Genomic DNA, 22022 nt, shown 5'->3' with positions numbered 1-22022 from the left:
GTGGTGCTCCGGGTCCGGGGGTCGGGGGGTGCGGTGAGGGATCGGGCAGTGGACTGAGCGGCAGGCGGATTCGTGGCTCGGCCGGTCGTCGTGCTCGGCTCATCCCGACCGCTGCCGTGCAGGATCCCGCCGATCACGCTCCGCCCGAGACCTCCTGGCCCGACCTCCCGCCGCCTAGGCTGGCGCGGAGGAGGCGACATGGAGCCGAAGGACCCGCGCGACGAGGACCCCTCGAGCGGGCCCGCGCAGCCGCGTCCGGGGGACGGGCCGACGCCGTCCGAGCAGGCGCTGCGCGCCATCCGCGATGTCGCGAACGGGGCGGACCCGACGAGCGAGGCGTTCCGGCTGTCGAACGACTTCACCGACCGGCAGGCCGAACGGCTCCGGAGCCTCCTCGCGCGCTTCCGCCGCGGGCGCTGACCGGCGCGGGGCGGCTTGCCGCCAGCGGCGGGCGATCGCTCGCTGCGCGCCGGTCGCGCCGGTGATCGCCGAGGCGGCGCCCCGACCGCCCGGCGCCACCCCGAACGGCCGCTATCCGCGCCCTCGCAGGCCGCGGACTCACTCCGCCGGCCCGCTCCGCCGCCCCGCATCACCCCCGAATGGCCGCGATCCGCGCCCCTTCGCGCCGAGGACGCCCTCCACGGGCCCGCTCCTCCGGCGCTCGGCTAGCCTCGGAGGCACCCGCGAGGAAGGCCCGCATGACCCACGACACCGCCTCGGCTGCCCCGACCCTCGAAGCCGTCGCCGCGCTGGCCGGAGTCTCCCGCGCGACGGTCAGCCGGGTCGTCAACGACTCCCCGCGCGTGAAGGACGGCGCCCGGACGGCCGTGCTCGCCGCGATCGAGCAGCTCGGCTACGTGCCCAACCGCGCCGCGCGCTCCCTCGCCAGCCGCCGCACGCAGACCGTCGCGCTCGTGGTGCCGGAGTCGGCGGCGAAGGTGTTCGCGGATCCGTTCCTCGCCTCGGTCGTGCAGGGCGCCGCGATGGCCTTCGCCGGCACCGAGTACACGCTCACCATCGTGATCGCGTCGGAGGCGGCGCCCGAGAAGACGCGGCGCTACCTGCTCGGCGGCAACGTCGACGGCGCGCTCGTCGTCTCGCACCACAGCGGCGACCACTCCTACGCGCAGCTCGGCGCCTCGCTCCCCGTGGTCTTCGGCGGGCGGCCGCTGACGGAGGAGGGCGGCAGCTACTTCGTGGACGTGGACAACACGGGAGCGGCGCGCACGGTCACCGAGCACCTCCTGGGCCTCGGCCGCACGGCCCCCGCGATGATCGCGAGCCGCCAGGACATGCCCGCCGCGATCGACCGCCTGTCCGGCTGGCGCTCGGCCGTCACCGCCGCGGGGCTCGACGACTCGCTCGTCGAGTACGGCGACTACTCGCCCGAGGACGGCGCGACCGCGATGCGCCGCCTGCTCGACTCCGGGCGGCCGATCGACGCGGTCTTCGCCTCCAACGACCAGATGGCGGCGGGCGCCCTGACGGCGCTGCGCGAGCGCGGCCTCACGGTGCCGGGCGACATCGCGCTCGCGGGCTTCGACGGCGACTACTTCGCCGAGGCGAGCGAGCCGCGCCTCACCACGGTGCGCCAGCCCTCCACGGGCCTCGGCGAGGCGATGGCGGACGTGCTGGTGCGCCTCCTGGCCGGCGAGGAGGTGCAGCGCGTGACGCTGCTGCCGACCGAGCTGCTGGTGCGCGGCTCCACGGTCGCGGGCGCCTGACCCCGCGCCGAGTGCACTGACCCGTTCGCTGAGTCGCCCGGATCGGCTCCCCGCTGCGGCGTGTCGCGAGCCGATCCGGGCGACTCAGCGCGGGACGGGCTCGTCGGGGATCTCGAGCAGGTGGAAGGGACCCCGGGGGAGCGGGCCTGTGCTCCACAGCGCGACGACGGCCCAGCCGAGGTCGGCGTGCGCGACGGCGCCCTCGGGCAGGGTCCGGGTGAAGAGCGCGTAGTCGATCCCGTCGAGGGGGAGGGCGCTCACGTCCCACGCGGGCCGGTCGGCGGCCAGCTCCTGGGACCGCGCCTCCGCCGCCACCATCGCCGCTCGCGTCCGGTCCCCGGGCAGGCCGGCGGGGATCGCCGAGAGGAGGAGCGAGCCGATCGCGAGCGTGGCCGTCGCGACCGGGTCGGTGACCACTCCGTGCACCGAGCCCCGCGGCCCGAGGCGGACACCGGTCAGCCGCAGCGTGCGGACCGAGTACGAGCCGCCGTCCCGCTCGGCGCGGACCGAGAGGTCATCGACCGGCCCGTCGTTCGTCCGCCCGCTCCCGTCGACGGACCACGGATCGGAGACGGGGACCAGCGCGCGCACGCCCTCATCCGACTCCCTGCGGCGCCCCCGGTCAAGAGGCGCAGGGCGAGGATCCGTGCTGTGGTGCTCGGATCGGCCGGCCGTTCCGGCGTGTCGTGAGCAGATCCGGGCACCTCAGTGCGGAGGCGCGGAGGCCCGCAGGCGCTGCTCAGAACTCCTCGTAGTTGTAGGGCTCCGGGTCCTCGTCGATCACGGGGCGCGCGATCGTGGCGCGATTGCTCTTGATGCGGGAGCGGATGTCCTCGACGGCGGCCTCGACGGCGCCGGTGGTCGACTCCTCGTCCTTGATGGAGACCTCGACGGGGACGGCGACGAGCTCGCTGCTCGCGTCGAGCGTCATCTTCGCCTCGATGAGCTCGCCGTCCTCGGTGAACGCCGGGACCGTGACCGCTTCGGAGTGCTCCTGGCGGTCGATCGCGGTCACCAGGTCGAGGAGGGCCTCGGTCACGGCGTCGGTCGTCACGAAGCTCTTGGAGGCGTAGGTCAGCTGCTGCATGCCTCCACTCTCCCGAACGGGAGCGCCCCTCGCGCGGGGTTGCGCCTCGTCGGCCCAGCCCGTAGCGGAGGGGCAGCACGACCGGCGCGGGCGCGAGGAGTCAACCCTCTAGGCCGCGATCCGGGCGTCCGCTTCCCTGGTGGCGGGGCCTCGGGAGGAGGCGCGGGGGTCTCGGGATCCCGGGGCCCCGGCACTCGATCGGGAGGGGACCGGATGCGGCGTCGGGGACTCCGCGGCGACCGGGCGTTCCAGGGCGGCCTCCTGATCGGAGTCGGCCTCATGGCGGCCGTCGACGAGATCGTCTTCCACCAGATCCTCGCCTGGCACCACTTCTACGACCGCTCCACTCCGGCGATCGGCCTGCTCTCGGACGGGCTGCTGCACGCGGCCGAGATCCTCGCGCTCGTCGGCGGCGGCTTCCTGCTCGCCGACGCCCGGCGCCGATCCGCTCTGCGTCCGCGCACGGCGTGGGCCGCGGGGCTCACGGGGGCGGGGCTGTTCCAGCTGTGGGACGGAGTCGTCGACCACAAGCTGCTCCGGGTGCACCAGGTCCGCTACGACGTCGACCTGCTCCTCTACGACTCCGCCTGGATCGCCTCGGGAGCGGTGCTGCTCGCGGCGGGGCTGCTCCTCCTGCCGCGGCGACGGCGCGCGACGGCGTGACCCCGCACGCCGACCACTCCCTGCTCGACCCGGGCCTGCTGCTCCTGGTCCCGCTGGCCGCGGCGGCGGCACTCGGAGGGGGCGCCGCGGCACTCGAGCGGCGGCGCGGACGGCCGTGGCCGCTCCACCGCACCGCCCTGCTCCTCGGCGGGCTCGCGACCGCGGCGCTCTGCTTCACGGGTCCGCTCGCGGAGTGGTCGCACGCGGATCCGCGCGGGGCGATGCTGACGCACCTGGTCCTCGGGATGCTCGCGCCGCTCCTCCTGGTGCTCTCGGCCCCCGTCACCCTGGCCCTGCGCGCGCTCGACGTCACGGCTGCCCGGCGGCTCTCGCGGCTGCTCCGGAGCCGCCCGGCCCGTCTCCTCGCCCACCCCGTGACGGCGCTCCTGCTCTCGACGGGCTCCCTCTGGCTCGTGCACGCGACCGGACTGCTCGCCGCCGCGCACGCCGACCCGCTGCTGCACCTCGCACTCGGCGTGCACTTCCTGCTCAGCGGCTGCCTGCTGACGGCGGCTCTCGCCGGAGTCGATCCGAACCCGCACCGCGCCCCGTTCGGCCTGCGCCTGGGCGTGCTCGGAGCGGGCATCGCCGCGCACGCGCTGCTCGCGACCGTGCTCTACGCGGAGGCGCCGGACGAGACGGGACGCCAGGCGGCGCTCCTGCTGTTCTACGGAGGCGACCTGCTCGAGACGGCGCTCGCCGTGGTCGTCTGCGCCCGGCGCTTCGCGGCGACGGCGCCCCGGCAACCCCCTCCGCCGAGCGCGCCCTGCTCCCTACGCTCGGACGCATGCTCCTCATCTTCGGGACCCGAGCCGTCGAGGACCTCCTCCGGACGCTCGTCTTCGTCTGCCGCGTCTGCGGGCAGCGCGACGAGCAGCGGATCCTCCGCCGCCGGACGCGCCTCTCGCTCTTCTTCGTCCCCGTCCTGACCGTCTCGACCCGCTACCTGCTCGAGTGCTCGCACTGCGGCACCGTGTCCCCGATCAGCAAGGAGGAGGCGCAGGGCTCCGTCCGCTGGGCCGGCAACTCCGACCAGTGACCGCCCCGAGCGGGAGGCTCCGGCGGTGCGCTCAGCGCACCGGAGCCGGCACCGCCACGGGACGCGCGGCGACCGCGGCCGCGCGCCGCGTCGCCCAGTTGTTGAGCAGCAGCGCCGTCACGACGATGGCCGCGCCGAGCAGGGCGACGGGCCCCGGCCGGTAGCCGCCCGCCATGCTGATCGCGAAGGTCGTCACCGGGACGAGGTTCTGGAAGAGCGTGCCGTTGAGGGCGCCGAGCAGCTTGATGCCGGCGTTCCACAGCAGCACGGCGACGACGCCGGCCAGGAGGATCAGGTAGGCCAACTGCGGCCAGGCCGCGAGCACCTCGGCACCGGTCGGCGGGTGCGCGGAGCCGGTGGCCGTCGCCACGGCGACCGCGACGGCGATCGAGGGGCAGCCGAGCGCGGTGGTGAGCGTCGAGTACCGCAGCGCCGACCAGCCGGGGAACGCCGCGGCTCCGCGCGTGTAGACGACCCAGCAGATCGCGCCGAGCAGGGCGAGCAGCTCGCCGAACCCCAGCTCGCCGTCGAGGAGGAGGGCGACGTCGCCGCGGGTGACGACGAGCGCGACTCCGGCGAGCGCGAGCAGGATGCAGCCGACGGTGGCGGCCGGCGGCAGGCGACGCGCGCCGATGCTCGCGAGCACCGCGCCGATCGCGGGCATCATCCCCATCATCAGGCTGACGTTCGGGGCCGAGGTGAACCGCAGAGCCGTGAAGGCGAGCAGTCCGAAGCCGGCGAATCCGGAGGCGCCGAGCAGCGCCAGCCGCCACCCGCGGCCGTCGAGCCGGAAGGCGCGGAGCCCCTCCGCCCGGGCGAGCAGCAGGGCGAGGACGACCGCGGCGGCCGTGTAGCGGATGAGGGTCATGAAGAAGGAGTCGACCGACGCCGCGATGCTGTCCGCGACCGGGAGCATGCCGCCCCAGAGGATCGGCGGGATCAGGCAGAAGAGCAGACCTTGCGACCGCATGGCGCCCCTGACCCGTCGGGTGCGGCCGCCCCGGGCGGGGGCCGTCGCTCGATGGTGGACCCCGGCGGCTCGGCGCACAAGAGCGCCGCCGACCCCCGAACGGCCCGCCGCGGGGCCGAGCGGACAGGGGTGCGCCGGGTGTGGAGGAGGCTCAGCGAGGCGAGGGATCAAATACGACGAAGACGAAGAAGCCGCAAGGACCTTGTATGGCCCCTTTAGGGTGACAAAATTCACTTGCTTCCATCATCTCCGTGCCCCTAGGTTGATCGCAGCACCCCCCGATGCTGTCCTCTGTCAGGCCCTGCTCCGATCCCCCCGTCGGACGCCGATCCTCACTCGGGTCGCGCCCACCCCGGCGACGACCTCCGTTCCGCGCGGGCGCTCATCAGCGCACATCGGCCCCCGGCCGCGGAGAGGAACAGTCATGACGACACAGCCCGGCCACGGCGCGGACGAGCCGACGGCTCCCCGTCGCCGGGCGACCTGGGAGGCGCACGACGAGACGGCCTCGCGCCCGCTCTCGGGACGCCGTGCCGCCCGCTCCGGGCGCGAGCGGGTCTCCGCTCCGCGCCGCCTCGCGTCCGCGCTGACTGCCGGAGCGGTGACGGTCCCCGCCGCCCCGACCGCGGTGCTGGAGCATCCGGCCGCCCCGTCCGCAGTGGTCGCGCGACCGGTCGTGCCGGCCGCTGTCCTGGAGCGTCGGGCTGCGCCGACCGCGCTTCCGGCCGCGACGGCCGCTGCCCTGGAGTATCCGGCCGCCGCGACCGCCGTCCCGGAGCGTCCGACCGCCGCGACCGCGCTCCTGGAGCGTCCGGCCGCGCCGACGGCGCTGCTCGAGCGTCCGCCGGCCCCCACTGCGGTCCTCGAGCGCACCGCGCTCCCCGCCGTCGACGCCGACCGACTCCCTCCGACATCCACCCCGATCGCCGGCACGCGCCCCCGCAGCGGCCGCCGCGCCTCGTCGCGCATCGGCGACCTGGTCGCCGCCCTCCCCGCCCACAACGAGGAGGCCGGGATCGCCGCGGCGATCGAGGGCCTGCGCCGGCAGACCTGGCCGCCGGACCGGATCGTCGTCATCGCCGACAACTGCACCGACGCCACGGTCGAGATCGCTCTCGCGCACGGCGCCGAGGTGTTCGTCACCGTCGGGAACAGCCACAAGAAGGCGGGCGGCCTCAACCAGTTCCTCGCCGAGGTCCTCCCGGGGCTGCAGGACGACGACCTGGTGCTCGTGCAGGACGCCGACTCCGCGCTCGACCCCGGGTTCCTCGAGATCGCCCGCGGCAGGCTGCACGGCGGCATCGGCGCGGTCGGAGGAGTGTTCCGCGGCGGCGAGGGCGGCGGCTTCGTCGGCCACCTCCAGCGCAACGAGTACGCGCGCTACGCCCGCGACGTGCGCCGGCTGAACGGGAAGTGCCTCGTCGTCACGGGCACCGCGGCCGTGCTCCAGGTCGCCGTGATGCGCCGCATCAGCGCGGCCCGCCTGGCCGGCTCCCTCCCCTCCGGAGACGGCATCGGCGGCATCTACGACACCACCGTCCTCACCGAGGACAACGAGCTCACGTTCGCGATCCGCCACCTCGGCTACGACGTGCTGAGCCCCGCCGGCTGCACCCTCGTCACCGAGGTCATGCCGACCTGGGGAGACCTCTGGCGTCAGCGCCTGCGCTGGAAGCGCGGAGCGGTCGAGAACTGCGTGCAGTACGGCTTCACGCGGGTCACGGCTCCCTACTGGGGGCGCCAGCTGCTCACGATGCTCGGCTGCATCATCACGTACGTCTACCTGGCCACGATCGTCTACGCCGTCGGCTGGGGCGAGCTGAGCCTCCAGCCGTTCTGGCTGGCCGTCACCGCGATCTTCGTCGTCGAGCGGATCGTGACGGTCCGCGACCGCGGCTGGCGGTACATGCTCGCCGCCGCGTCGATGTACGAGCTCGTCGTCGACCTGTTCCTGCAGGTCGTCCACACCAAGGCCTACCTGGATGCGCTGACACGCCGTCGGCGCGACTGGTGAAACAGAGAGAGAGACATGTACAACCACATCGGAACAGCCGCCGGAGCCGGAGTCGGTGCCGGAACGCTCGCCATGACCGGGTTCGACTCGGTCTGGCTCGCCCTCGCGGCCTTCGCCCTCATCGCTGCGGGGACCGCCGTCCTGCGCATCGCTCCTCGCCGCAAGCGCGAGGTCTGAGACACGGTGGCGGGCGGGGGACAGCCCGCGCCCGTCACCGTCCCACGACCGCCGTCGCCGCGGAGGTCCGGCTCGCGGTGGTGTACCCGGTCTTCGTCCCGGTGACGGTCAGCGTGATCCGCTTCCCCGCCTGAGCCTTCGTGAGCGTGAACCGCGGCGACGTCGCTCCCGCGATGGCCGCGCCGTCCGCCTTCCACCGGTAGGTGAGGTTGACGGGGGTCGGCGTCCACGGACCCGGGGCTGCCGTGAGCACCGCTCCGACCCGGGCCGTGCCCGTGACGGTCGGCGTCGCGGCGCCGAGGGTGCCGGCGGCGACCGGTGCGGTCGGCTGCGAGGTCGTCGGGCCGGAGCCGTCGGCGGCGCTCACCGTCACGGTCACCCGCTTGCCGACCGCGGAGGAGGGGACCACGAGATCCGGACCCGTCACTCCCGCGATGTCGACGCCTCCCGCCGCCCAGCGGTGCACGAGCGGTCCCGTCCGGCCGGCGGAGGAGGACAGGGTCGCGCCCACCGCGGCGGTCCCGACGACGACCGGAGCCGGCGCCGCGTCGGACCGGTAGACCGCGACGTGGTCGACGAGCATCGTCCCGCCGGAGCTCTTCGGAGCGGCTGCACTGTCGCACCCGCACACCCCGTTCGGCAGCCCGCCCCCGATGGCGAGGTTCAGGATCAGCAGCACGTCGTTCGGGACCGCGGCCTGCCACGCGGCCGTCCCCACCTCCGACTCCCGCACCACGTGCCGGGTGACGCCGTCGACGAGGAACTCCACGCGCTCGTCGCCGGGCACGGTCCGGTCGAGCAGGGCGGAGTAGCGGTGGAACCCGGTCACGCAGGACGCGCAGTCCAGCATCCCGCTCGTCCGGCCGGCGGGCTCGTCGCAGGGGCCGCCGTCCGGCACTCCGCAGTGCAGCGTCTGGATCACCTGGGCGGTGCCGTTGACGGCCTCGAGCATGTCGAACTCGCCGGTCGCGGGCCAGTCGATGACGGCGTTCGCGTCCCGCCCGAGAGCCCAGAAGGCGGGCCAGTAGCCGGTGGCCTGCGCGACGTCCGGCAGCTGGATCGAGGCGGTCATCAGCAGTCGGCCGCCCGCCGGTGCCGAGAACGACTTGTCGGCGGTGACGATCCGCCCGGACGTCCATGCTCCGGCGGAGTCGCGGAGGGCGCGGATGCCCAGAGCGCCGCCGCCCGTGAGGAAGACGTTCGCCGTCGACGCGGTCGTCCGGTCGACCGCCCCGGTGCCCCAGGTGCCGACCTCGTGCTCCCACTGGCTCCCGACCGGCGCGCCCGCCGGCCCGGTGAAGTCGTCGCGCAGGAGCGTGGTCCAGCCCGGGGCGTCGGCGGGCGCCGCCGTGACGGCCTGGCCGGCGGACGAGGCGGTCGGAGTCGCGGACGCCGGTGCGAGGGCGGCGACCGCCTGCGGGGGTGTCGCCGCGAGCACTCCGAGGCACAGGGCCGCGAGGGCGAGGGCGAGTCGCGGCCGGTCGAGGAGTCGTGAAGGCATGGCGAGTCCTCTGCGTCGAAGGGGCGCGCAGCTGCACGCGCCTCGACGCTAGTGAGGAGTGCTCGCTCTCCCTCCACCCTCCAGGCGGGGTGATCCCCGGGACGAAAGCTCACGACCGGGCTCAGCGGGGCCGGGTCCAGGGTGCTGGCAGAGGGGCGGCCGCCGTCGCCTCCGATCGCCCGTTCGAAGGAGAACACCATGCACCGTCGTCTCACGGCCACGCTCGCCGCGATCGCCCTCGCCCTCGGAGGGGCCGTCGCCGTCGCGACCCCCGCCTCCGCCGGGCAGCTCGTCTACCAGAACGGCGGCCCGGGCAACTGCTACGAGGTCCGCTCGCAGCGCGACTCCCTGGGTCGCGCGCAGGTCACGGTGTGGTGGCACTGCGACCAGGCGAGCAACGTCAAGGTCATCTGGAAGAACGGCCCGGACAGCGGCTGCAACACGATGAGCGTCATCAACCGCAAGTTCAGCGACAGCTCGGGCGTCGCGTCCCGGTTCGACCGTCTCGTCTCCTGCTGACCCGGACGGGCTGCCCCTGATCCCTTCCCCTGGATGCCGCTCCGGTACGCGGCACGCCGCACGAGGCGTACCCGAGCGGCCTCCCGCGGGAGGGAGGCGGCTGCGCTCAGTGCTCGGCGCGCCCCGAGTCCTCGATGAGGCGCACCTTCACGTTCACGGCGAGCGGCCCCGAGACCGACGGGTCGGCGGCGAGCAGCGCGTGCATCCGCTCGCCCACCAGGCGGAGCGTCTCGGGGGCCGGCAGTGCGGCGGACGCGGCGATGTGCGCGCTCACCGTGGTGAACCCCTCCGACCGGTCGATGTCGACCAGCACGTCGGGCTGCCGCAGGTCCAGCTTCACGGCGAGCGCGTCGGCCGCGGCCTCGACGATCGGCTGGGCGGGGTAGACCCCCGCGACGCCCTCGATGTCGCGGATCTCGGCGGTCAGCCGCTGCGAGAGCTCGGTGTCGTCGGTCATTCCCGCTCCTCCCGGTGGGGGTACACGTCGTCGACCGTCACGTCGATCGCGCCGACGGTCAGCTCGGTGTGACGCTCCAGGGCGTAGCGGATGCGCTCGCGCAGGCGGTCGGCGGCCACGGCGACCGGCAGGCCGAACTCGAGGGCGCAGGTCACGTCGATCCGCACCACCGCGCCGGGAGCCGAGACGTCGCCGTCGAGGGTGCAGCGGCCCATGATGACGCCGCCCATCGTGTCGCCGGCGCGGCGGATCATCCCGCGCACGGCCGCCTCCGTGAGCGCCAGGCGGAGGGTCGGGTCGGGGTGGCGGACGGGGATGTCGCGGCCGGAGCGCACCTCGGAGCGGATCGCGTCGAGCAGGCCGGCGATCCAGACCTCGTCGCGGTCGGGCTCGCGGTCGGCCTCCTGCCGCAGCGCCCGCGCCGAGAGCTCGGTGAGGCGGGTGAGGTTCGCGAGAGCGAGCCGGCACGCGGCGGAGTTCTCGATCGAGGGGTCGCGCGGCTCGCGACCGCGGTCGAGGTACTCGCCCAGCTCCTCGAGCGTGTGGCCGTCGAGGTCGTCCTCGGGCACGGCGGCGTCGTCGGTCATCGCCATGCCTCCAATTCGTGGAGCAGGAATCGACGGGCCCGGGCGAGGAGGCCGCGGACCGTCGAGACGGGGAGTTCGAGAGCGTCGGCGATCTCCTGGTAGCTGTAGCCGGCGGTCTCGCGGAGTAGCCAACAGCGTCGCTGATCAGCAGGCAATCGGTCCAGCGCTTCCCAGACCGCGTCCAGCTGGAGTCGTGCCTCGACGATGCGCTCGGGGGAGTGCTCGGGCGGCGCGGGCGGATCCCAGTCGTCGATGTCGTCGTGGCGGCGGCGGACGCGGATCCGGTCGATCGCCTTGTGGGTGACGATGCGCATCAGCCAGTTGCGGATGTGCGCCGGGCTGTCGAGATCGGCCAGACGCCGCCAGCCGGTGAGGAACGCCTCCTGCACCACGTCCTCGGACTCCGCCTCGGAGCCGAGGAGCTTCGCGGCGTAGACGCGCATGAGGGCGCCGTGGCGGCGGGCGAGCTGCTCGAACGCCTGCACGTCGCCGTCGACGGCGCGCGCGGCGAGGGTCGCGTCGGACGCGTTCAGGAGGGGGTCGTCGTCGATGAGCGCCTCCTCCGCGGTCCCGCGCGCGGTGCCCCCGCGCGCCGATGCCCTCAGTGTGGGGCGCCGTCCGGCATGACTACCAGCCTTGACAACGGGCCGCCGAATCCGCTGGCCGGATTGCGAGTGCCGCCGATGGGGGACGTCTCGAGACGGGATTCGTGACATTCCGGCTCCTCGACACGTCTTGATTCCGTACCCCTCGTGCGTCCCCCCGAGCGCACGGACCCCGAACCCGGAAGAAGTCCCCATGCACTGCTCCCTCCGCCGCCGCCCCGGGCGGACGTCATGAGCGAGTCGACCTTCACCCTCGGCAGCCCCTTCGCGGGCGACGAGCGGGCCGACCGGCGCTACGAAGCCTCCGGCGACGATCCGTCCGCCGCGTCCGCCGTCTACTCCGAGGCGTACGGCGGAGGCGAGTTCCGCGTCGCTCCGTCGCAGCGCGGCTTCTCCTACCGCTACGCCGTCCGCGGCAGCGACCGGGTGACCCTGCGCACCTCCGACTGCTCCGGCGCCCTCACCGGCCAGGTCCCCCACCTGAAGGAGTACGTCGTCGGCTGGTTCCGCGCCGGCGGCGGACGCCTGAACCTGCCGCCGTTCACCCGGACCGGCGCCCTGTCGGCCCCGTTCCTGTTCCCCGCGGAGCGCCAGTTCGGGCTCGAGTTCGAGCCGCACCGGCAGAACCTCATCCACTTCGCCCCCGGGTTCCTCGAGGACGTCGCGACCGAGACGCACGCCGGCCCCCGCCAGCCCGTCTCCTTCGACCACGCGGCGGACGCCGACCCCGGCGTCCTCGCCCGCTGGCGCGCCGCGGTGACGGAGGCGAGCGCCGCGCTCGCGACGGCCGCGATCACGCCGCTCGTGCGCTTCACCGCCGAGCTCGACCTCGCCCGCGTGCTGCTCCTGCTGTTCCCGTGGCGCGCGTGGGACGTGCCGGCCGTGTTGCGGCGCCCGTCCGCCTCTCGTACCCGGGTGGCGCTCGACTTCCTCCAGCACCACGCCCACGAGCCGATCACCCCGGCCGACGCCGCCCGCGCGGCCGGTCTGCACACCCGCACGCTGCAGCAGGCGACGAAGCGGCACCTCGGAGTGTCGCCGTCGGTCTACCTGCGCGACGTGCGGCTGGACCGCGCCCACTCCGACCTGGTCGCCGGCGACCCCTGCTCGACCACCGTCGCCGCGGTCGCCCGCGAGTGGGGCTTCGGCAACCTCGGCCGCTTCGCGAGCGCGTACCAGGTGCGCTTCGACGAGAAGCCGAGCCACACGCTGCGCCGCTGACGCGCAGCCCCTGCGTGCCCGAGGGCCCGGACTGTCTCACGGCAGTGCCGGCCCTCGTCGTCTCCGGGTGCGTCCCGAGGGGCCGTTTCGGAGGATGCTCCATCGTGTCCCCCGACCGGTCTTCCGGACACGGACCTCGTGACACTCGGCGCCGGCTCAGCCCGGCTGATGCACGTGGATGTCGCTGCTCGACGTCACGCCGTTGAACTCGAGATACAGCTGCCCCTCGACGACCGACACGGTCAGCGTGTTGCGGCGCTCGAGTACCGCGACCGCGGCATCCAGGAACCCCTGGTCGAAGCTCTGCACGGTGATCTGCTCGAGCTGGTGGACGCGCTTGCCGGACCACGCCGCGATCACCTTCTCCGGGTTGCGATGCGTGTAGACCGTCGTGCGGTCGGCCAGCTTGCTCCCGAAGTGCAGTCGCTCGGCGTCCGGCGCGCCCACCTCGATCCACGTGGTCAGCCTGCCGGTGAGATCGCGGACCAGCACCGCCGGCTCGGTCGCTGTCGACGAGATCCCCTCGCTGAAGGTGATCCCCTCCACGTATTCGAGGCAGTACGCGAGCACGCGCGTCATCATGTACGCGTCGGTCTCGGAGGGGTGCCGAGCGGCGCGCAACGTGATGTCCTCGTAGACGCCGCGGTCCACATCAGCCAGCTGTATCGCGAAGTTGTACATCACTGCGCCGGCTGCCACGTGTGCGAGCTTATGTCCTCTCGCTCATCGAGGAGCGCGAGGCTTCTCCGGCGCCGGTGGGGGCATCGTGTCCGCGCGCCTCCTGGGGAGCGCCTCCGCGACCAGGAGCTCGAGGCCTGGCTCGGGGTCAGCCGGACGCCGATCCGGGAGGCGCTGCTCCGGCTGGCCCGCGTCGGCCTCGTCTCGGCCAAGCCCGGCCGGGCGACGATCGTGACCCCCGCCACGGCCGAGAGCATCAGCGACGCTCAGCAGATCGCCGCCGCCATGCACGAGCTCGCCACGCGCCTCGCCGGCCCGGCCGTCACTCCGGAGGCGCTCGTCGCGATGGAGTCGGCGAACGACGACTTCGCCCGGGCGCTGGCGGAGGGCGACGTCGAGCTGGCGCTGCGCTCCGACGACGCGTTCCACGCGGTGCTCACCGGGCTCAGCGGCAACGGGATGATCGAGGACGTGCTCGAGCAGGCCACTCCGCTCATCCGCCGTGCCGAGCGCCAGCGCTTCGCCTCCCTCGCGGCCCGAGGATCCGTGGAGCAGCACCGCGCGATCGTGGAGTCCCTCCGCGCGGGCGACACGGACGGCGCCGCCCGCCTCAGCCGCGAGAACTGGATGACGCTCGACCGTCACCTGCACGAGGCCTGACGCGCTGCTCCTCCGCGGGGAGGAGTCCGCGCTCGGTCATGCGCGAGGGCGGCGCGATCGCATCCGCGACGAACCGCTCGGTCAGGTCGGCATGCCCTCGCCCGCGCGCTCCGCATCCGTCCCGAGAGCTGAGCGCCGCCCTCCCCGCGCCTCCGCCGCCGGGATGCGGGTCGAGGCGGGTGCCGGGCGCGGCGCGGAACGACGGACGGCCGACGCGCGGGCGGCCGGAGCGCTCTGGAACACTCGAGCGAGGGGCGGGGGCTCCGGAGCGGGGGAGCCGGTGGCGTCACGCTTCGTCGAGCTCGACGGTCTGCGCGGCCTCGCCGCCCTCGGCGTGGTCGTCTACCACTTCACCACCGCGTTCTCGCTCGATCATCCGGATGCACCGCCGGGATCCGTCGCGCTCCCGTTCGGCGAGTTCGGCGTCCAGCTCTTCTTCGTCATCAGCGGCTTCGTGATCCTGATGTCCGCGGGCCGCGCGCGGCGGCCGTCGGACTTCGCGATCTCCCGCGTCAGCCGCCTCTACCCGGCCTACTGGATCGCGGTGGTCGTCTCGATCGTCGTCGGCGCTCTCGCCCGCGTCCCCGGCACCGACCTCACGCCGCTGGAGCTGCTGCTCAACTTCACCATGGTGCAGCGGTTGCTGCTGGTGCCCAACGTGAACGGCGCGTTCTGGACGCTGGCCGTCGAGATGCAGTTCTACCTGCTGGTGCTGCTCGTGCTCGTCCTCACGAAGTGCCGGTTCACGGATCGGCTGGTCCGCGTGCTGGTGGTCGTCTGGCTCGGCGTCGCCGCGACCGCCTCCGTCGCCGCCCACCTCGTCTCGGGAGGCGTCGACGTCGTCTCGGCGCCGGTCGCCGTCCGGGTCCTGGCGAACCTGACGCTGGCCGAGTACGGACCCCTCTTCTGCGTCGGAATGCTGCTGTTCCTCTCGCGACGCCAGGGGCGCTTCGAGCTCCTCGCCGTGCCGGCGGCTCTGATCGCGGCCCTGAACGCCCAGCTCCTCCACGGCGGGCCGGACGGAGCGGTCGTCCTCGGCGTCTGCGCGGCCGTCGCGGTCGTCGCGATGCGGCGCCGGACCGCCGTGCTGCGATGGGCGCCGCTGCTCTGGCTCGGGCGGATCAGCTACTCGCTCTACATCCTCCATCTGGTCGTGGGCAGCGCGATCGTCAGCGCGCTCTGGCCGCTGATCGGCCGCGACGGAGCCGGACTCGTCGCCTTCCTCGTCGTCCTCCTGCTGTCGTGGGGCGTCAACGCGGTCGCCGAGGAGCGGTGGAGCCCCGCCTGGCGCCGCGCCCTCACCCGTCGGCGCGACGGCCGGCTCCCGGCGGGGACGGCGACCGCGGCCTGACGCGGCTGTGCACTCCGCTGGCCGCTCAGCGAGTGCGCCGAAGGAGCCTGTGGACGCCGGTGGCCGCGAAACGCATCTCCGCTCGACGTTCCCTGCACCTTGGCTGAGCCACCGGGACGTCCGAGCCCCGGGCCACGTCTTCATCATGTGCCACGGATCGTGAGCACCGCGGCCCCGGCCACGACCTCTGACCATCTGGAGAAGATCATGACCAACGTCACCCCCACCAGCCTCGCCAACGCCTCCTCGGCCAAGCACGGCACCGCCACCTCGGCCGGCAAGAACACGATCGCCGACGGCGTCGTCGAGAAGGTCGCCGGCATCGCGGCCCGCGAGGTCCCCGGCGTGCACGACCTGGGCAACGGCGCCGCCCGCGCCATCGGCGCCATCCGCAACGCGATCAACGCGCAGGACCGCGGCCAGGGCATCTCCGTCGAGGTCGGCGAGAAGCAGGTCGCCGCCGACATCACCGTCGTCGCCGAGTACCCCGTCGCGCTGCAGAAGCTCGCCGACAGCATCCGCTCCGCCGTCTCCGAGGCCATCTCCTCGGTCGTCGGCATGGAGGTCGCCGAGGTCAACGTCACCATCTCCGACGTCTTCATCCCCTCGGACGACAAGGACGACGAGACCGAGAGCCGCGTCAAGTGACTCCGTCCCACATCGGCCTGGTCCTCGGCGCGGTCCTCGCGCTGACCGCTCTCGTCTTCGGCTTCTGGGCGCTCCTCTGGGTCGCCCTCGCCATGGCGATCGGCTACGGCGTCGGGCGGGTCGTCGAGGGCAAGCTCGACCTGCGCTCCCTCGGCGACACCCTCCGCGGGCGGCGGTCTTCGTGACCGCGGCGGTGATGGCCGACGAGGCCAGCCACGGCCGCACGACGATCAGCTCGCGCGCCGTGCGCCGAGTCGTGTCGGCCGTCACCGCGGAGGCGCTGGACGTGAACTCGTCCGACGTGTCCGTCGAGCTCGACGACGAGGGAGGACGCCTCCACGTCGTCGCGCACGCCCCCATCCACGTCACGCCCCTGAGCGAGACGGGCCGCCGCTCCTCCGGGACGCTGCTGGACCGACTCAGCCGGGCGCAGACGACCATCCGCTCGCGCTGCCTCGAACTGACGGGCTCCACGATCGGCCGGGTCGACCTCCGGATCACCGGTGCCGACCTCCGAGAACGAAGGAGGGTGTCGTGACGACTCCCACCACTGCCGGCCGGGCGCTCTACCCGCGCCTGGTGCGGCGCGAGACGCACTCGTCCCGCTCCGGATCGGCGATCGTCCTCGCCGTCCTGCTCATCCTCCTGTTCGCGTGGCTGGGCACGGAGGCGGTCCTCGCCGTCCTCGGCCAGCCCGCGCTGCTCGTGGCCCCGCAGGACGGAGCGTCCTCGCTGCTCAACGCGGCCGCGGCGCCCATCGCGCTGACCGCCGCCGCCGGCGCCGTGCTCGCGCTGATCGGGCTCGTCCTGATCGTCGTGTCGCTCAAGCCCGGCCGCCGCGGCCGTCGCGCCGTCAGCACCGACCGCACCGCGGCGATCGTCGACGACCGCGTCATCGCGCAGGCCGTCGCGCGCACCGCCGGCTACGCCGGTGACGTCGACCCCGACAACGTGTCGGTGTCGGTCGGATCCCGCGTCGTCGACGTGACGGTCTCCCGCACCTCCGGCCGCAGCATCGACGTCACGCCGATCCGCGAGGCCGTCGACGCCGAGCTCGCCACGTTCGACTGCACCCCGCGCCTGCGCTCCAAGGTGCGCCTGTCCGAGAAGGGAACGGTCCGCTGATGACCACCACGAACCGATTCCTCAACCGGCTGCTCCTGTTCGTCGTGGGCCTCGTCCTCCTCCTCGCCGGCGGCGCCGTCGCGGTGGGGTCGCTGCTCCCGCAGGTGCAGGAGAACGTGTCCACCGCCGCGCAGGACGCGGCCGACCCCACGAGCCAGGCCCTCTCGGGCGGCACCCCGTGGATCCTCTGGGTCATCGCGGTCGTCGCGCTCGTCCTCATCCTGCTGCTGGTGCGCTTCATCGTGCGCCAGGGCCGCGGCCGCACCTCCACGCTGCTGCGCGTCGGCTCCGGAGAGGGAGCGGGGACGCCCACCGGCGGCTCCGTCACCATCGACGCGAAGGTCGCCGAGCAGGTCCTCGAGGAGGCCCTGTCGCAGGAGCCGTCCATCGTCGCGGTCGACGTGACCGCGTTCGAGATCAAGCACCAGAAGGTGCTGCGCGTCACCGCGCACACCCGCCGCGGCGCCTCGCCCGCCCGCACCCGGCAGACGGTCGACCAGGCCGTCCGCCGGTGGGACGCCCTCCTCGGCGAGGAGACGCCCGTCGTCATCCAGATCGTCAGCGGTCTGCGGACGAAGATGAGCGGCACCGCCCGCGTGCAGTAGCCGCCGGCACCACCGTCCGGCCCTCCCGATCGGGAGGGCCGGAGAGCCCCGCTTAGGCGGGATGGAAGTCTTTCTGAAGGAGCACCCCATGTCCGATCCGATGGAGCCCGGCACCGTCGAGCGCATCCGCACCGATGAGCAGCCGACCCCGAACGAGCAGAGCCGGCGCGAGTCCGTCCGCCGCGACGGGAAGCCGTCCGAGCCCGAGTCGACCGAGAGCCGGGTCGCGACCGCCGCCGGCGAGAGCGCCCAGCGCGTGTCCGGCGTCCACCACCTCGGTGGAGCCGTCGCCCGCGGCCTCGACCGCGCCTCCCGCCGCGTGCTGGGCACCAGCACCGTCCCTGGAGTCACGGTCTCGAAGGCCGACGGCGTCACCACCGTCGACATCGACCTCGTCGTCGAGTACCCCCACCCCGTCCGCGAGGTCCTGGACGCCGTGCGCGATCAGGTGCAGCGCGTGGCGGAGCCGGTCGCCGGCGGCCACGTCGTCGTCAACGTCGAGGCGACCGACGTCCACGGCCCGTTCGACCCGATCGAGAAGCCGGAGGAGGACGAGGAGCCGCTCGTCGACACCGCCAAGCGCGCCGCGTCCGACGCCCGCGACTCCGCCGTGGAGGCCGCCGGGAACGCTCGCGACGCCGTCTCCGGTGCCGTCGACTCCGCCCGCGGACGCCTGGCGGACGCCGCCGACGACGCCGCTGACGCGATGGACCGCGCGGCCGACGAGCGCGACGAGCGCGCAGCCGCCCAGAAGACGGCCGACGACGAGCGCGCCGCCGAGCGCGACGAGGACGACCCCCGCGTCGAGACGCACGCGGCCCCGGCCGTCGTCGAGACCGCGGAGTTCGTGGTCCGCGTCCAGGTCGAGCCGGTGGACGACGACGGCGACCCCCGCACCGCGACCGTCGAGGTCGCTCCGGCAGAGGAGTCCGAGCACGTCGAGCGCGACGAGGCCGCGGCCGATCGCGACGCCGCGTCCGACGACGCCCACCGCTCCGAGGACGACCGCGCGTCGTCCGCCGCCGGTCGGGAGTAGTCCCGTGCGCACCCGCTCGTACGGCGCGCGACGCAAGCCGCGCGCGGCCTGGATCGCGCTCGGCACGGGCGTCGTGCTCTCGTTCGTGGTCGTCGTCGCCGTGCTGCTGCCCGTCCTCGGGCTGATCGGCGCGGCCGACGGCACCACGGCCGGGGCGCTCGACGTCCCGGTCGGCGCGATCGTCCTCTCGATCGTCCTCAGCTACGCGGTCGGCCTGGCCTGCCTCGCCGTCGCGTTCCTCTCCCGCAACGCGGCCCTCGCCTGGGTCGCCGCAGTCGCCGCCGTCATCGCGACGCTCATCGGCTCGATCTGGCCGCTCGTCGCGACCGGATTCGCCAGCGTCGACCAGGCGAAGGACGTCATCCCCTTCATCCAGGACCTGATCGCCCGGGTCCGGGGGTAGCGTCGGGGCGATGAGCTCCGACTACCTCCGCGCCTACGACGACCAGCTCCGCTCCGACGCCGAGACCCCGAGCGCCGTCTCCGTGACGCGCGAAGGGCCTCTGCGTCTGGTGACCTTCGCCGGCGGACGCGGCTTCGTCACCTACCGCGACCTCGCCGGCGCCTCCTCCGCGGAGATCGCCCGCCTGGTCGCCGCGGCCTGCGCGCACTTCGACGCCGATCCCGGCATCACCCGCGTCGAGTGGAAGATCCGCGGCCATGACGAGGCCCCCGGCCTGCACGACGCGCTCGTCGCGAACGGCTTCGCGCCGGACGAGGCCGAGTCGATCATGATCGGCCCGGTCGAGGCGCTGCTCTCGGACCGGCCGGTCCCGGAGGGGGTCGTGCTGCGGCGGGTCATCGACGAGCCGGACGTCCGCGCGTTCAGCGCCATGATCGACGCCGCCTTCGAGGAGGAGGTCGACGTGTCGATCGCCGATTCGCTCGTCGCCCGCCTGGCGCGCGGCGACGGCATGGAGCTGTGGGTCGCCGAGGTCGACGGGCGGATGGCGTCCGGCGGCCGGCTCGAGCCCGTCCCGGGCACCGCCTTCGCCGGCATCTGGGGCGGAGCGACGCTGCCGGACTACCGCGGACGCGGGCTCTACGGCCTGGTCACGGCCGCCCGCGCCGCCTCCGCTCGAGCCCTCGGGAAGACCCTCGTGCACAGCGACTCGACCGAGTACTCGCGGCCCATCCTGGAGCGCGCGGGCCTCGTCCGGGTGTCGACGACGACTCCGTACCGTCGGCGGCGTCCGTAGTCCGCTTCTCCGGGCGTGCGCGGGGATCTCGAGACGCGCGCGGTGCGCGCTACTCGATCAGCACGGCGGGGACTTCTGCTGGTCGAGTAGCCCGAAGCGGCGTATCGAGACCTGCCCGTTCGTGCGTGGAGATCTCGATACGCGCGCTGCTCCGATCAGCTCGGGGACGTGATCTCGAGCGCGATGTTGTCGGGGTCGCGGAACTCGAGGAGGCTCATGCCGCCGGCGTCCTTGATCGGCTCGTGGGCGATGCCGAGGTCGTCGAGCACGGCCGCGGCCGCCTTCAGCGCGTCGAGGTCGGGGACGGTGAAGCTGACGTGGTCGAGCCCGACCCGGTCCTCGTCGAAGCGGTCGTCGCCGGGCGCGACGGGGCGCAGGCCGAGCAGTCCGCCCGGGAACTGGTAGATCACGCCGCCGAACACGAACGCCAGCTGCTCCTTCTCCTCCGGCGACGCGTCGGCCGGCGGCGCCTCGAAGGCGACGTCGAAGCCGAAGACGGAGTCGTAGAAGGGGCGCGAGACGGCGATGTCGCGGACGGTGAGTCGGACGTGGTTGTAGTCGACAGCGGGGATCGGCACAGGGGTTCCTCTCGGCGGGGCGGGCGGAGTGCCCGTCTCCAGTGGTTCGGAGGCGGCGGGCCGCCGGTTCGGGGCTGGCGCCGCCTCCGAGGATCGGGTAGCGCGTCAGTCCAGCTCGGTCGGGCGCGCCGGCTCGGCCAGCAGGGCGCGCGCCGCCATCCCGATCACCGCGCTGTAGGTGGGGTAGGCGAAGCGGACGTTCGCGAGGGTCGCGAGGTCGACTCCGGCCGCCATCGCCGTGGTCACCGACTGCACGACCTCGATCGCGTTCTCGCCGACCGCGTGCGCGCCGAGCAGCAGCTCGCGGCGCCGGTCGGCGATCAGCGTGAGGAACCCGTTCTCGCGGTCGTCGATGACGGCGCGGTCCAAATTGGAGAACGGCACCGAGGCGACGACGCACTGCGGGTCGCGCTCGCGGGCCTGCTCCTGCGTGAAGCCGACGCCCGCGTAGTCAGGGTCCGTGAATCCGCCCGCGGGCAGGAGAAACTGGGGCGTGCGCCGGTTCGCGCCGAGCACCGCGTTCTCGGCGGCGGCCTCCGCCTCGAACTGCGCCGCCTGGACGAGCATGTCGCGCCCGTTCGCGTCGCCGACCGCGAAGATGTGCGGCACCACGGTGCGGAAGTACTGATCGGCGGGGATCGCCGAGCGGACGACCTCGATGCCCGCGTTCTCGAGCCCGAGGTCCTCGACGTCGGCGGGCCAGCCGGTGGCCATGACCACCACGTCGACCTCGACCGTCCGGTCCTCGCCGCCCTCGCGCCACGCGATCGCGAGCGAGCCGTCGTCCTGCCGCTCGATGCCCGACACCGTCTCGATCCCGGTGCGGACGCGGACGCCCTGGCGCTCGAAGGCGGCGCCGACGTGCTCGGAGATGCTGGAGTCGGAGGTCATCAGGATCCGCGGGGCGACGTCGAGGAGCGTCACCTCGGAGCCGAAGGCGTTGAAGACGGTGACGAGCTGGGCGCCCGTGTTGCCGCCGCCGATCACGGCGACGCGGCGCGGCAGCTCGGTCAGCCCGAGCACGTCCTCCGGCACGGTCGCGAGCTCGGCGCCCGGGATCGGCAGCCGCCGCGAGTGCCCGCCGACGCAGACCATGATCGAGCGCGCGCGGATCCGCCGCCCGCTGTCGAGCACGAGGGTGCTCTCGTCGACGAAGCGGGCGCGGCCCTCGTGGATCAGGTCGACCCCCGCCTCCTCGAACCGCTGCGCCTCGCGCTTGATCGAGCGCACCAGGTCGACGCGCTCGTGCACGTGGCGCACGGTCGCGGCCCAGTCGAGGACGGGAGTGCCGATCTCGATCCCGTAGTCGCCGGCGGAGCGGGTCTCGCGCATCATCCGCGCCGTCTTCGCGAGGACGCGGGTGGGCACGCAGCCGGTGTTGACGCAGGTGCCGCCGACGCGCGCGGCCTCGAGCACGACGACGCGCGCTCCCAGCTCAGCGGCGCGGAGGGCGGCGGCCGTCCCCGCGGGTCCTGCGCCGATGACGGCGACGTCGTACTCGGCCTGCTCGGGAGTGCTGTCGGGCACGGGGACCTCCGGTTCTGGGTGTGCTCCGATCCTGCCGCTCCGCGCCCCGCT

The 22022-nt window shown here is 73.9% G+C and carries 29 protein-coding genes; 19 read left to right on the top strand and 10 right to left on the bottom strand.

Translation table 11 applies throughout. From position 1 onward, the window contains the following. Nucleotides 1-198: 198 nt before the first annotated feature. Entirely contained in the window at nt 199-420 is a 222-nt protein-coding gene (locus C5C56_RS12340) for a hypothetical protein (RefSeq protein ID WP_104225836.1), read from the top strand. Between the two features lie 278 nt (nt 421-698). Beyond that, entirely contained in the window at nt 699-1724 is a 1026-nt protein-coding gene (locus C5C56_RS12335) for a LacI family DNA-binding transcriptional regulator (protein WP_104223963.1), read from the top strand. 84 nt (nt 1725-1808) lie between these two features. Here the strand turns inward: C5C56_RS12335 and C5C56_RS12330 are convergent, their stop codons facing one another. After that, a complete protein-coding gene (locus C5C56_RS12330) occupies nt 1809-2315 on the bottom strand; it encodes a hypothetical protein (protein WP_104319697.1) in 507 nt (168 codons plus the stop codon). Between the two features lie 148 nt (nt 2316-2463). Then, nucleotides 2464-2811: a hypothetical protein gene (locus C5C56_RS12325; protein WP_104223965.1), complete on the bottom strand. Its 348-nt coding sequence runs from the start codon at nt 2809-2811 to the stop codon at nt 2464-2466. 213 nt (nt 2812-3024) lie between these two features. Here C5C56_RS12325 and C5C56_RS12320 point away from each other — a divergent pair, with 213 nt between their 5' ends. From C5C56_RS12320 to C5C56_RS18505, 3 genes are read left to right on the top strand one after another with little or no spacing between them, the layout of a single operon-like run. Further along, nucleotides 3025-3474 carry a DUF2243 domain-containing protein gene (locus tag C5C56_RS12320; protein ID WP_104268776.1) on the top strand — a complete coding sequence of 150 codons (450 nt, stop codon included), beginning with the start codon at nt 3025-3027 and terminating at the stop codon, nt 3472-3474. Beyond that, entirely contained in the window at nt 3471-4403 is a 933-nt protein-coding gene (locus tag C5C56_RS12315; RefSeq protein WP_104319696.1) for a cytochrome c oxidase assembly protein, read from the top strand. The genes C5C56_RS12320 and C5C56_RS12315 overlap by 4 nt, the downstream gene beginning before the upstream one ends. Next, on the top strand, nt 4355-4513 hold the full coding sequence (locus C5C56_RS18505; protein WP_374953265.1) for a hypothetical protein: 159 nt from the start codon (nt 4355-4357) through the stop codon (nt 4511-4513). Before C5C56_RS12315 ends, C5C56_RS18505 begins: the two co-directional genes overlap by 49 nt. Nucleotides 4514-4544: 31 nt before the next feature. On the opposite strand, the gene C5C56_RS12305 is transcribed toward C5C56_RS18505, so the two are convergent. Further along, nucleotides 4545-5483: a DMT family transporter gene (locus C5C56_RS12305; protein ID WP_104319695.1), complete on the bottom strand. Its 939-nt coding sequence runs from the start codon at nt 5481-5483 to the stop codon at nt 4545-4547. Between the two features lie 424 nt (nt 5484-5907). Between C5C56_RS12305 and C5C56_RS12300 the strand changes: the two genes are divergently transcribed. Beyond that, nucleotides 5908-7497: a glycosyltransferase family 2 protein gene (locus tag C5C56_RS12300; RefSeq protein ID WP_104319694.1), complete on the top strand. Its 1590-nt coding sequence runs from the start codon at nt 5908-5910 to the stop codon at nt 7495-7497. 15 nt (nt 7498-7512) lie between these two features. Next, on the top strand, nt 7513-7674 hold the full coding sequence (locus tag C5C56_RS17935) for a hypothetical protein (protein ID WP_167305255.1): 162 nt from the start codon (nt 7513-7515) through the stop codon (nt 7672-7674). A 34-nt stretch (nt 7675-7708) separates the two neighbouring features. On the opposite strand, the gene C5C56_RS12295 is transcribed toward C5C56_RS17935, so the two are convergent. Beyond that, a complete protein-coding gene (locus tag C5C56_RS12295; RefSeq protein WP_104319693.1) occupies nt 7709-9175 on the bottom strand; it encodes a family 16 glycosylhydrolase in 1467 nt (488 codons plus the stop codon). A 198-nt stretch (nt 9176-9373) separates the two neighbouring features. Here C5C56_RS12295 and C5C56_RS12290 point away from each other — a divergent pair, with 198 nt between their 5' ends. Beyond that, nucleotides 9374-9694 carry a hypothetical protein gene (locus tag C5C56_RS12290; protein WP_104308253.1) on the top strand — a complete coding sequence of 107 codons (321 nt, stop codon included), beginning with the start codon at nt 9374-9376 and terminating at the stop codon, nt 9692-9694. 106 nt (nt 9695-9800) lie between these two features. Here C5C56_RS12290 and C5C56_RS12285 read toward each other — a convergent pair whose 3' ends face one another. From C5C56_RS12285 to C5C56_RS12275, 3 genes are read right to left on the bottom strand one after another with little or no spacing between them, the layout of a single operon-like run. Beyond that, a complete protein-coding gene (locus tag C5C56_RS12285) occupies nt 9801-10151 on the bottom strand; it encodes a hypothetical protein (protein ID WP_104223972.1) in 351 nt (116 codons plus the stop codon). Beyond that, entirely contained in the window at nt 10148-10738 is a 591-nt protein-coding gene (locus C5C56_RS12280) for an Asp23/Gls24 family envelope stress response protein (RefSeq protein WP_146076902.1), read from the bottom strand. The genes C5C56_RS12285 and C5C56_RS12280 overlap by 4 nt, the downstream gene beginning before the upstream one ends. Beyond that, the gene (locus C5C56_RS12275; RefSeq protein ID WP_244248147.1) at nt 10735-11223 is read right to left on the bottom strand and encodes an RNA polymerase sigma factor; all 489 of its coding nucleotides are present in this window, start codon (nt 11221-11223) and stop codon (nt 10735-10737) included. Before C5C56_RS12275 ends, C5C56_RS12280 begins: the two co-directional genes overlap by 4 nt. A 351-nt stretch (nt 11224-11574) precedes the next feature. On the opposite strand from C5C56_RS12275, the gene C5C56_RS12270 reads away from it, so the two are divergent. Then, the gene (locus C5C56_RS12270; protein WP_104223975.1) at nt 11575-12564 is read left to right on the top strand and encodes a helix-turn-helix transcriptional regulator; all 990 of its coding nucleotides are present in this window, start codon (nt 11575-11577) and stop codon (nt 12562-12564) included. A gap of 156 nt (nt 12565-12720) precedes the next feature. Here C5C56_RS12270 and C5C56_RS12265 read toward each other — a convergent pair whose 3' ends face one another. After that, nucleotides 12721-13263, bottom strand: a complete 543-nt coding sequence (locus C5C56_RS12265; protein ID WP_104250497.1) for a YaeQ family protein — start codon at nt 13261-13263, stop codon at nt 12721-12723. Between the two features lie 12 nt (nt 13264-13275). On the opposite strand from C5C56_RS12265, the gene C5C56_RS12260 reads away from it, so the two are divergent. The 10 genes from C5C56_RS12260 to C5C56_RS12215 all read left to right on the top strand — a co-directional run bounded on the left by C5C56_RS12260 (nt 13276) and on the right by C5C56_RS12215 (nt 19866). Continuing rightward, on the top strand, nt 13276-13902 hold the full coding sequence (locus tag C5C56_RS12260) for a GntR family transcriptional regulator (RefSeq protein ID WP_104319691.1): 627 nt from the start codon (nt 13276-13278) through the stop codon (nt 13900-13902). Nucleotides 13903-14182: 280 nt separating this feature from the next. Continuing rightward, entirely contained in the window at nt 14183-15253 is a 1071-nt protein-coding gene (locus tag C5C56_RS12255; RefSeq protein WP_181137600.1) for an acyltransferase, read from the top strand. Nucleotides 15254-15460: 207 nt separating this feature from the next. Continuing rightward, the gene (locus C5C56_RS12250; protein WP_104223989.1) at nt 15461-15901 is read left to right on the top strand and encodes an Asp23/Gls24 family envelope stress response protein; all 441 of its coding nucleotides are present in this window, start codon (nt 15461-15463) and stop codon (nt 15899-15901) included. After that, on the top strand, nt 15898-16086 hold the full coding sequence (locus C5C56_RS12245) for a DUF2273 domain-containing protein (protein WP_104223990.1): 189 nt from the start codon (nt 15898-15900) through the stop codon (nt 16084-16086). Before C5C56_RS12250 ends, C5C56_RS12245 begins: the two co-directional genes overlap by 4 nt. Next, nucleotides 16083-16439 carry a hypothetical protein gene (locus C5C56_RS12240; RefSeq protein ID WP_258065669.1) on the top strand — a complete coding sequence of 119 codons (357 nt, stop codon included), beginning with the start codon at nt 16083-16085 and terminating at the stop codon, nt 16437-16439. Before C5C56_RS12245 ends, C5C56_RS12240 begins: the two co-directional genes overlap by 4 nt. Next, on the top strand, nt 16436-17026 hold the full coding sequence (locus tag C5C56_RS12235) for a DUF6286 domain-containing protein (RefSeq protein WP_104225847.1): 591 nt from the start codon (nt 16436-16438) through the stop codon (nt 17024-17026). Before C5C56_RS12240 ends, C5C56_RS12235 begins: the two co-directional genes overlap by 4 nt. Then, nucleotides 17026-17631, top strand: a complete 606-nt coding sequence (locus C5C56_RS12230; RefSeq protein WP_104319689.1) for a hypothetical protein — start codon at nt 17026-17028, stop codon at nt 17629-17631. The genes C5C56_RS12235 and C5C56_RS12230 overlap by 1 nt, the downstream gene beginning before the upstream one ends. 88 nt (nt 17632-17719) lie before the next feature. Beyond that, a complete protein-coding gene (locus tag C5C56_RS12225) occupies nt 17720-18667 on the top strand; it encodes an Asp23/Gls24 family envelope stress response protein (RefSeq protein WP_181137599.1) in 948 nt (315 codons plus the stop codon). Nucleotides 18668-18671: 4 nt separating this feature from the next. Beyond that, nucleotides 18672-19070 carry a hypothetical protein gene (locus C5C56_RS12220; protein ID WP_104223994.1) on the top strand — a complete coding sequence of 133 codons (399 nt, stop codon included), beginning with the start codon at nt 18672-18674 and terminating at the stop codon, nt 19068-19070. 10 nt (nt 19071-19080) lie between these two features. After that, nucleotides 19081-19866 carry a GNAT family N-acetyltransferase gene (locus tag C5C56_RS12215; RefSeq protein ID WP_104319687.1) on the top strand — a complete coding sequence of 262 codons (786 nt, stop codon included), beginning with the start codon at nt 19081-19083 and terminating at the stop codon, nt 19864-19866. Nucleotides 19867-20021: 155 nt separating this feature from the next. Here C5C56_RS12215 and C5C56_RS12210 read toward each other — a convergent pair whose 3' ends face one another. After that, a complete protein-coding gene (locus tag C5C56_RS12210; RefSeq protein ID WP_104223996.1) occupies nt 20022-20444 on the bottom strand; it encodes a VOC family protein in 423 nt (140 codons plus the stop codon). Nucleotides 20445-20549: 105 nt separating this feature from the next. After that, nucleotides 20550-21971: an NAD(P)/FAD-dependent oxidoreductase gene (locus tag C5C56_RS12205; protein WP_258059335.1), complete on the bottom strand. Its 1422-nt coding sequence runs from the start codon at nt 21969-21971 to the stop codon at nt 20550-20552. Between the last annotated feature and the right edge of the window lie 51 nt (nt 21972-22022).

It is taken from the genome of Rathayibacter sp. AY1D1 (assembly GCF_002932635.1).
Taxonomy (GTDB): Bacteria; Actinomycetota; Actinomycetes; order Actinomycetales; family Microbacteriaceae; genus Rathayibacter.
This window is presented reverse-complemented; position numbering and strand designations above follow the sequence as displayed.

Coding starts and splice junctions, on each gene's coding strand:
- C5C56_RS12340 (WP_104225836.1), top strand. CDS start 199: ATGGAGCCGAAGGACCCGCGCGACGAGGACCCCTCGAGCGGGCCCGCG.
- C5C56_RS12335 (WP_104223963.1), top strand. CDS start 699: ATGACCCACGACACCGCCTCGGCTGCCCCGACCCTCGAAGCCGTCGCC.
- C5C56_RS12325 (WP_104223965.1), bottom strand. CDS start 2,811: ATGCAGCAGCTGACCTACGCCTCCAAGAGCTTCGTGACGACCGACGCC.
- C5C56_RS12320 (WP_104268776.1), top strand. CDS start 3,025: ATGCGGCGTCGGGGACTCCGCGGCGACCGGGCGTTCCAGGGCGGCCTC.
- C5C56_RS12305 (WP_104319695.1), bottom strand. CDS start 5,483: ATGCGGTCGCAAGGTCTGCTCTTCTGCCTGATCCCGCCGATCCTCTGG.
- C5C56_RS12300 (WP_104319694.1), top strand. CDS start 5,908: ATGACGACACAGCCCGGCCACGGCGCGGACGAGCCGACGGCTCCCCGT.
- C5C56_RS17935 (WP_167305255.1), top strand. CDS start 7,513: ATGTACAACCACATCGGAACAGCCGCCGGAGCCGGAGTCGGTGCCGGA.
- C5C56_RS12295 (WP_104319693.1), bottom strand. CDS start 9,175: ATGCCTTCACGACTCCTCGACCGGCCGCGACTCGCCCTCGCCCTCGCG.
- C5C56_RS12290 (WP_104308253.1), top strand. CDS start 9,374: ATGCACCGTCGTCTCACGGCCACGCTCGCCGCGATCGCCCTCGCCCTC.
- C5C56_RS12285 (WP_104223972.1), bottom strand. CDS start 10,151: ATGACCGACGACACCGAGCTCTCGCAGCGGCTGACCGCCGAGATCCGC.
- C5C56_RS12280 (WP_146076902.1), bottom strand. CDS start 10,738: ATGACCGACGACGCCGCCGTGCCCGAGGACGACCTCGACGGCCACACG.
- C5C56_RS12270 (WP_104223975.1), top strand. CDS start 11,575: ATGAGCGAGTCGACCTTCACCCTCGGCAGCCCCTTCGCGGGCGACGAG.
- C5C56_RS12260 (WP_104319691.1), top strand. CDS start 13,276: ATGTCCTCTCGCTCATCGAGGAGCGCGAGGCTTCTCCGGCGCCGGTGG.
- C5C56_RS12250 (WP_104223989.1), top strand. CDS start 15,461: ATGACCAACGTCACCCCCACCAGCCTCGCCAACGCCTCCTCGGCCAAG.
- C5C56_RS12230 (WP_104319689.1), top strand. CDS start 17,026: ATGACCACCACGAACCGATTCCTCAACCGGCTGCTCCTGTTCGTCGTG.
- C5C56_RS12225 (WP_181137599.1), top strand. CDS start 17,720: ATGTCCGATCCGATGGAGCCCGGCACCGTCGAGCGCATCCGCACCGAT.
- C5C56_RS12215 (WP_104319687.1), top strand. CDS start 19,081: ATGAGCTCCGACTACCTCCGCGCCTACGACGACCAGCTCCGCTCCGAC.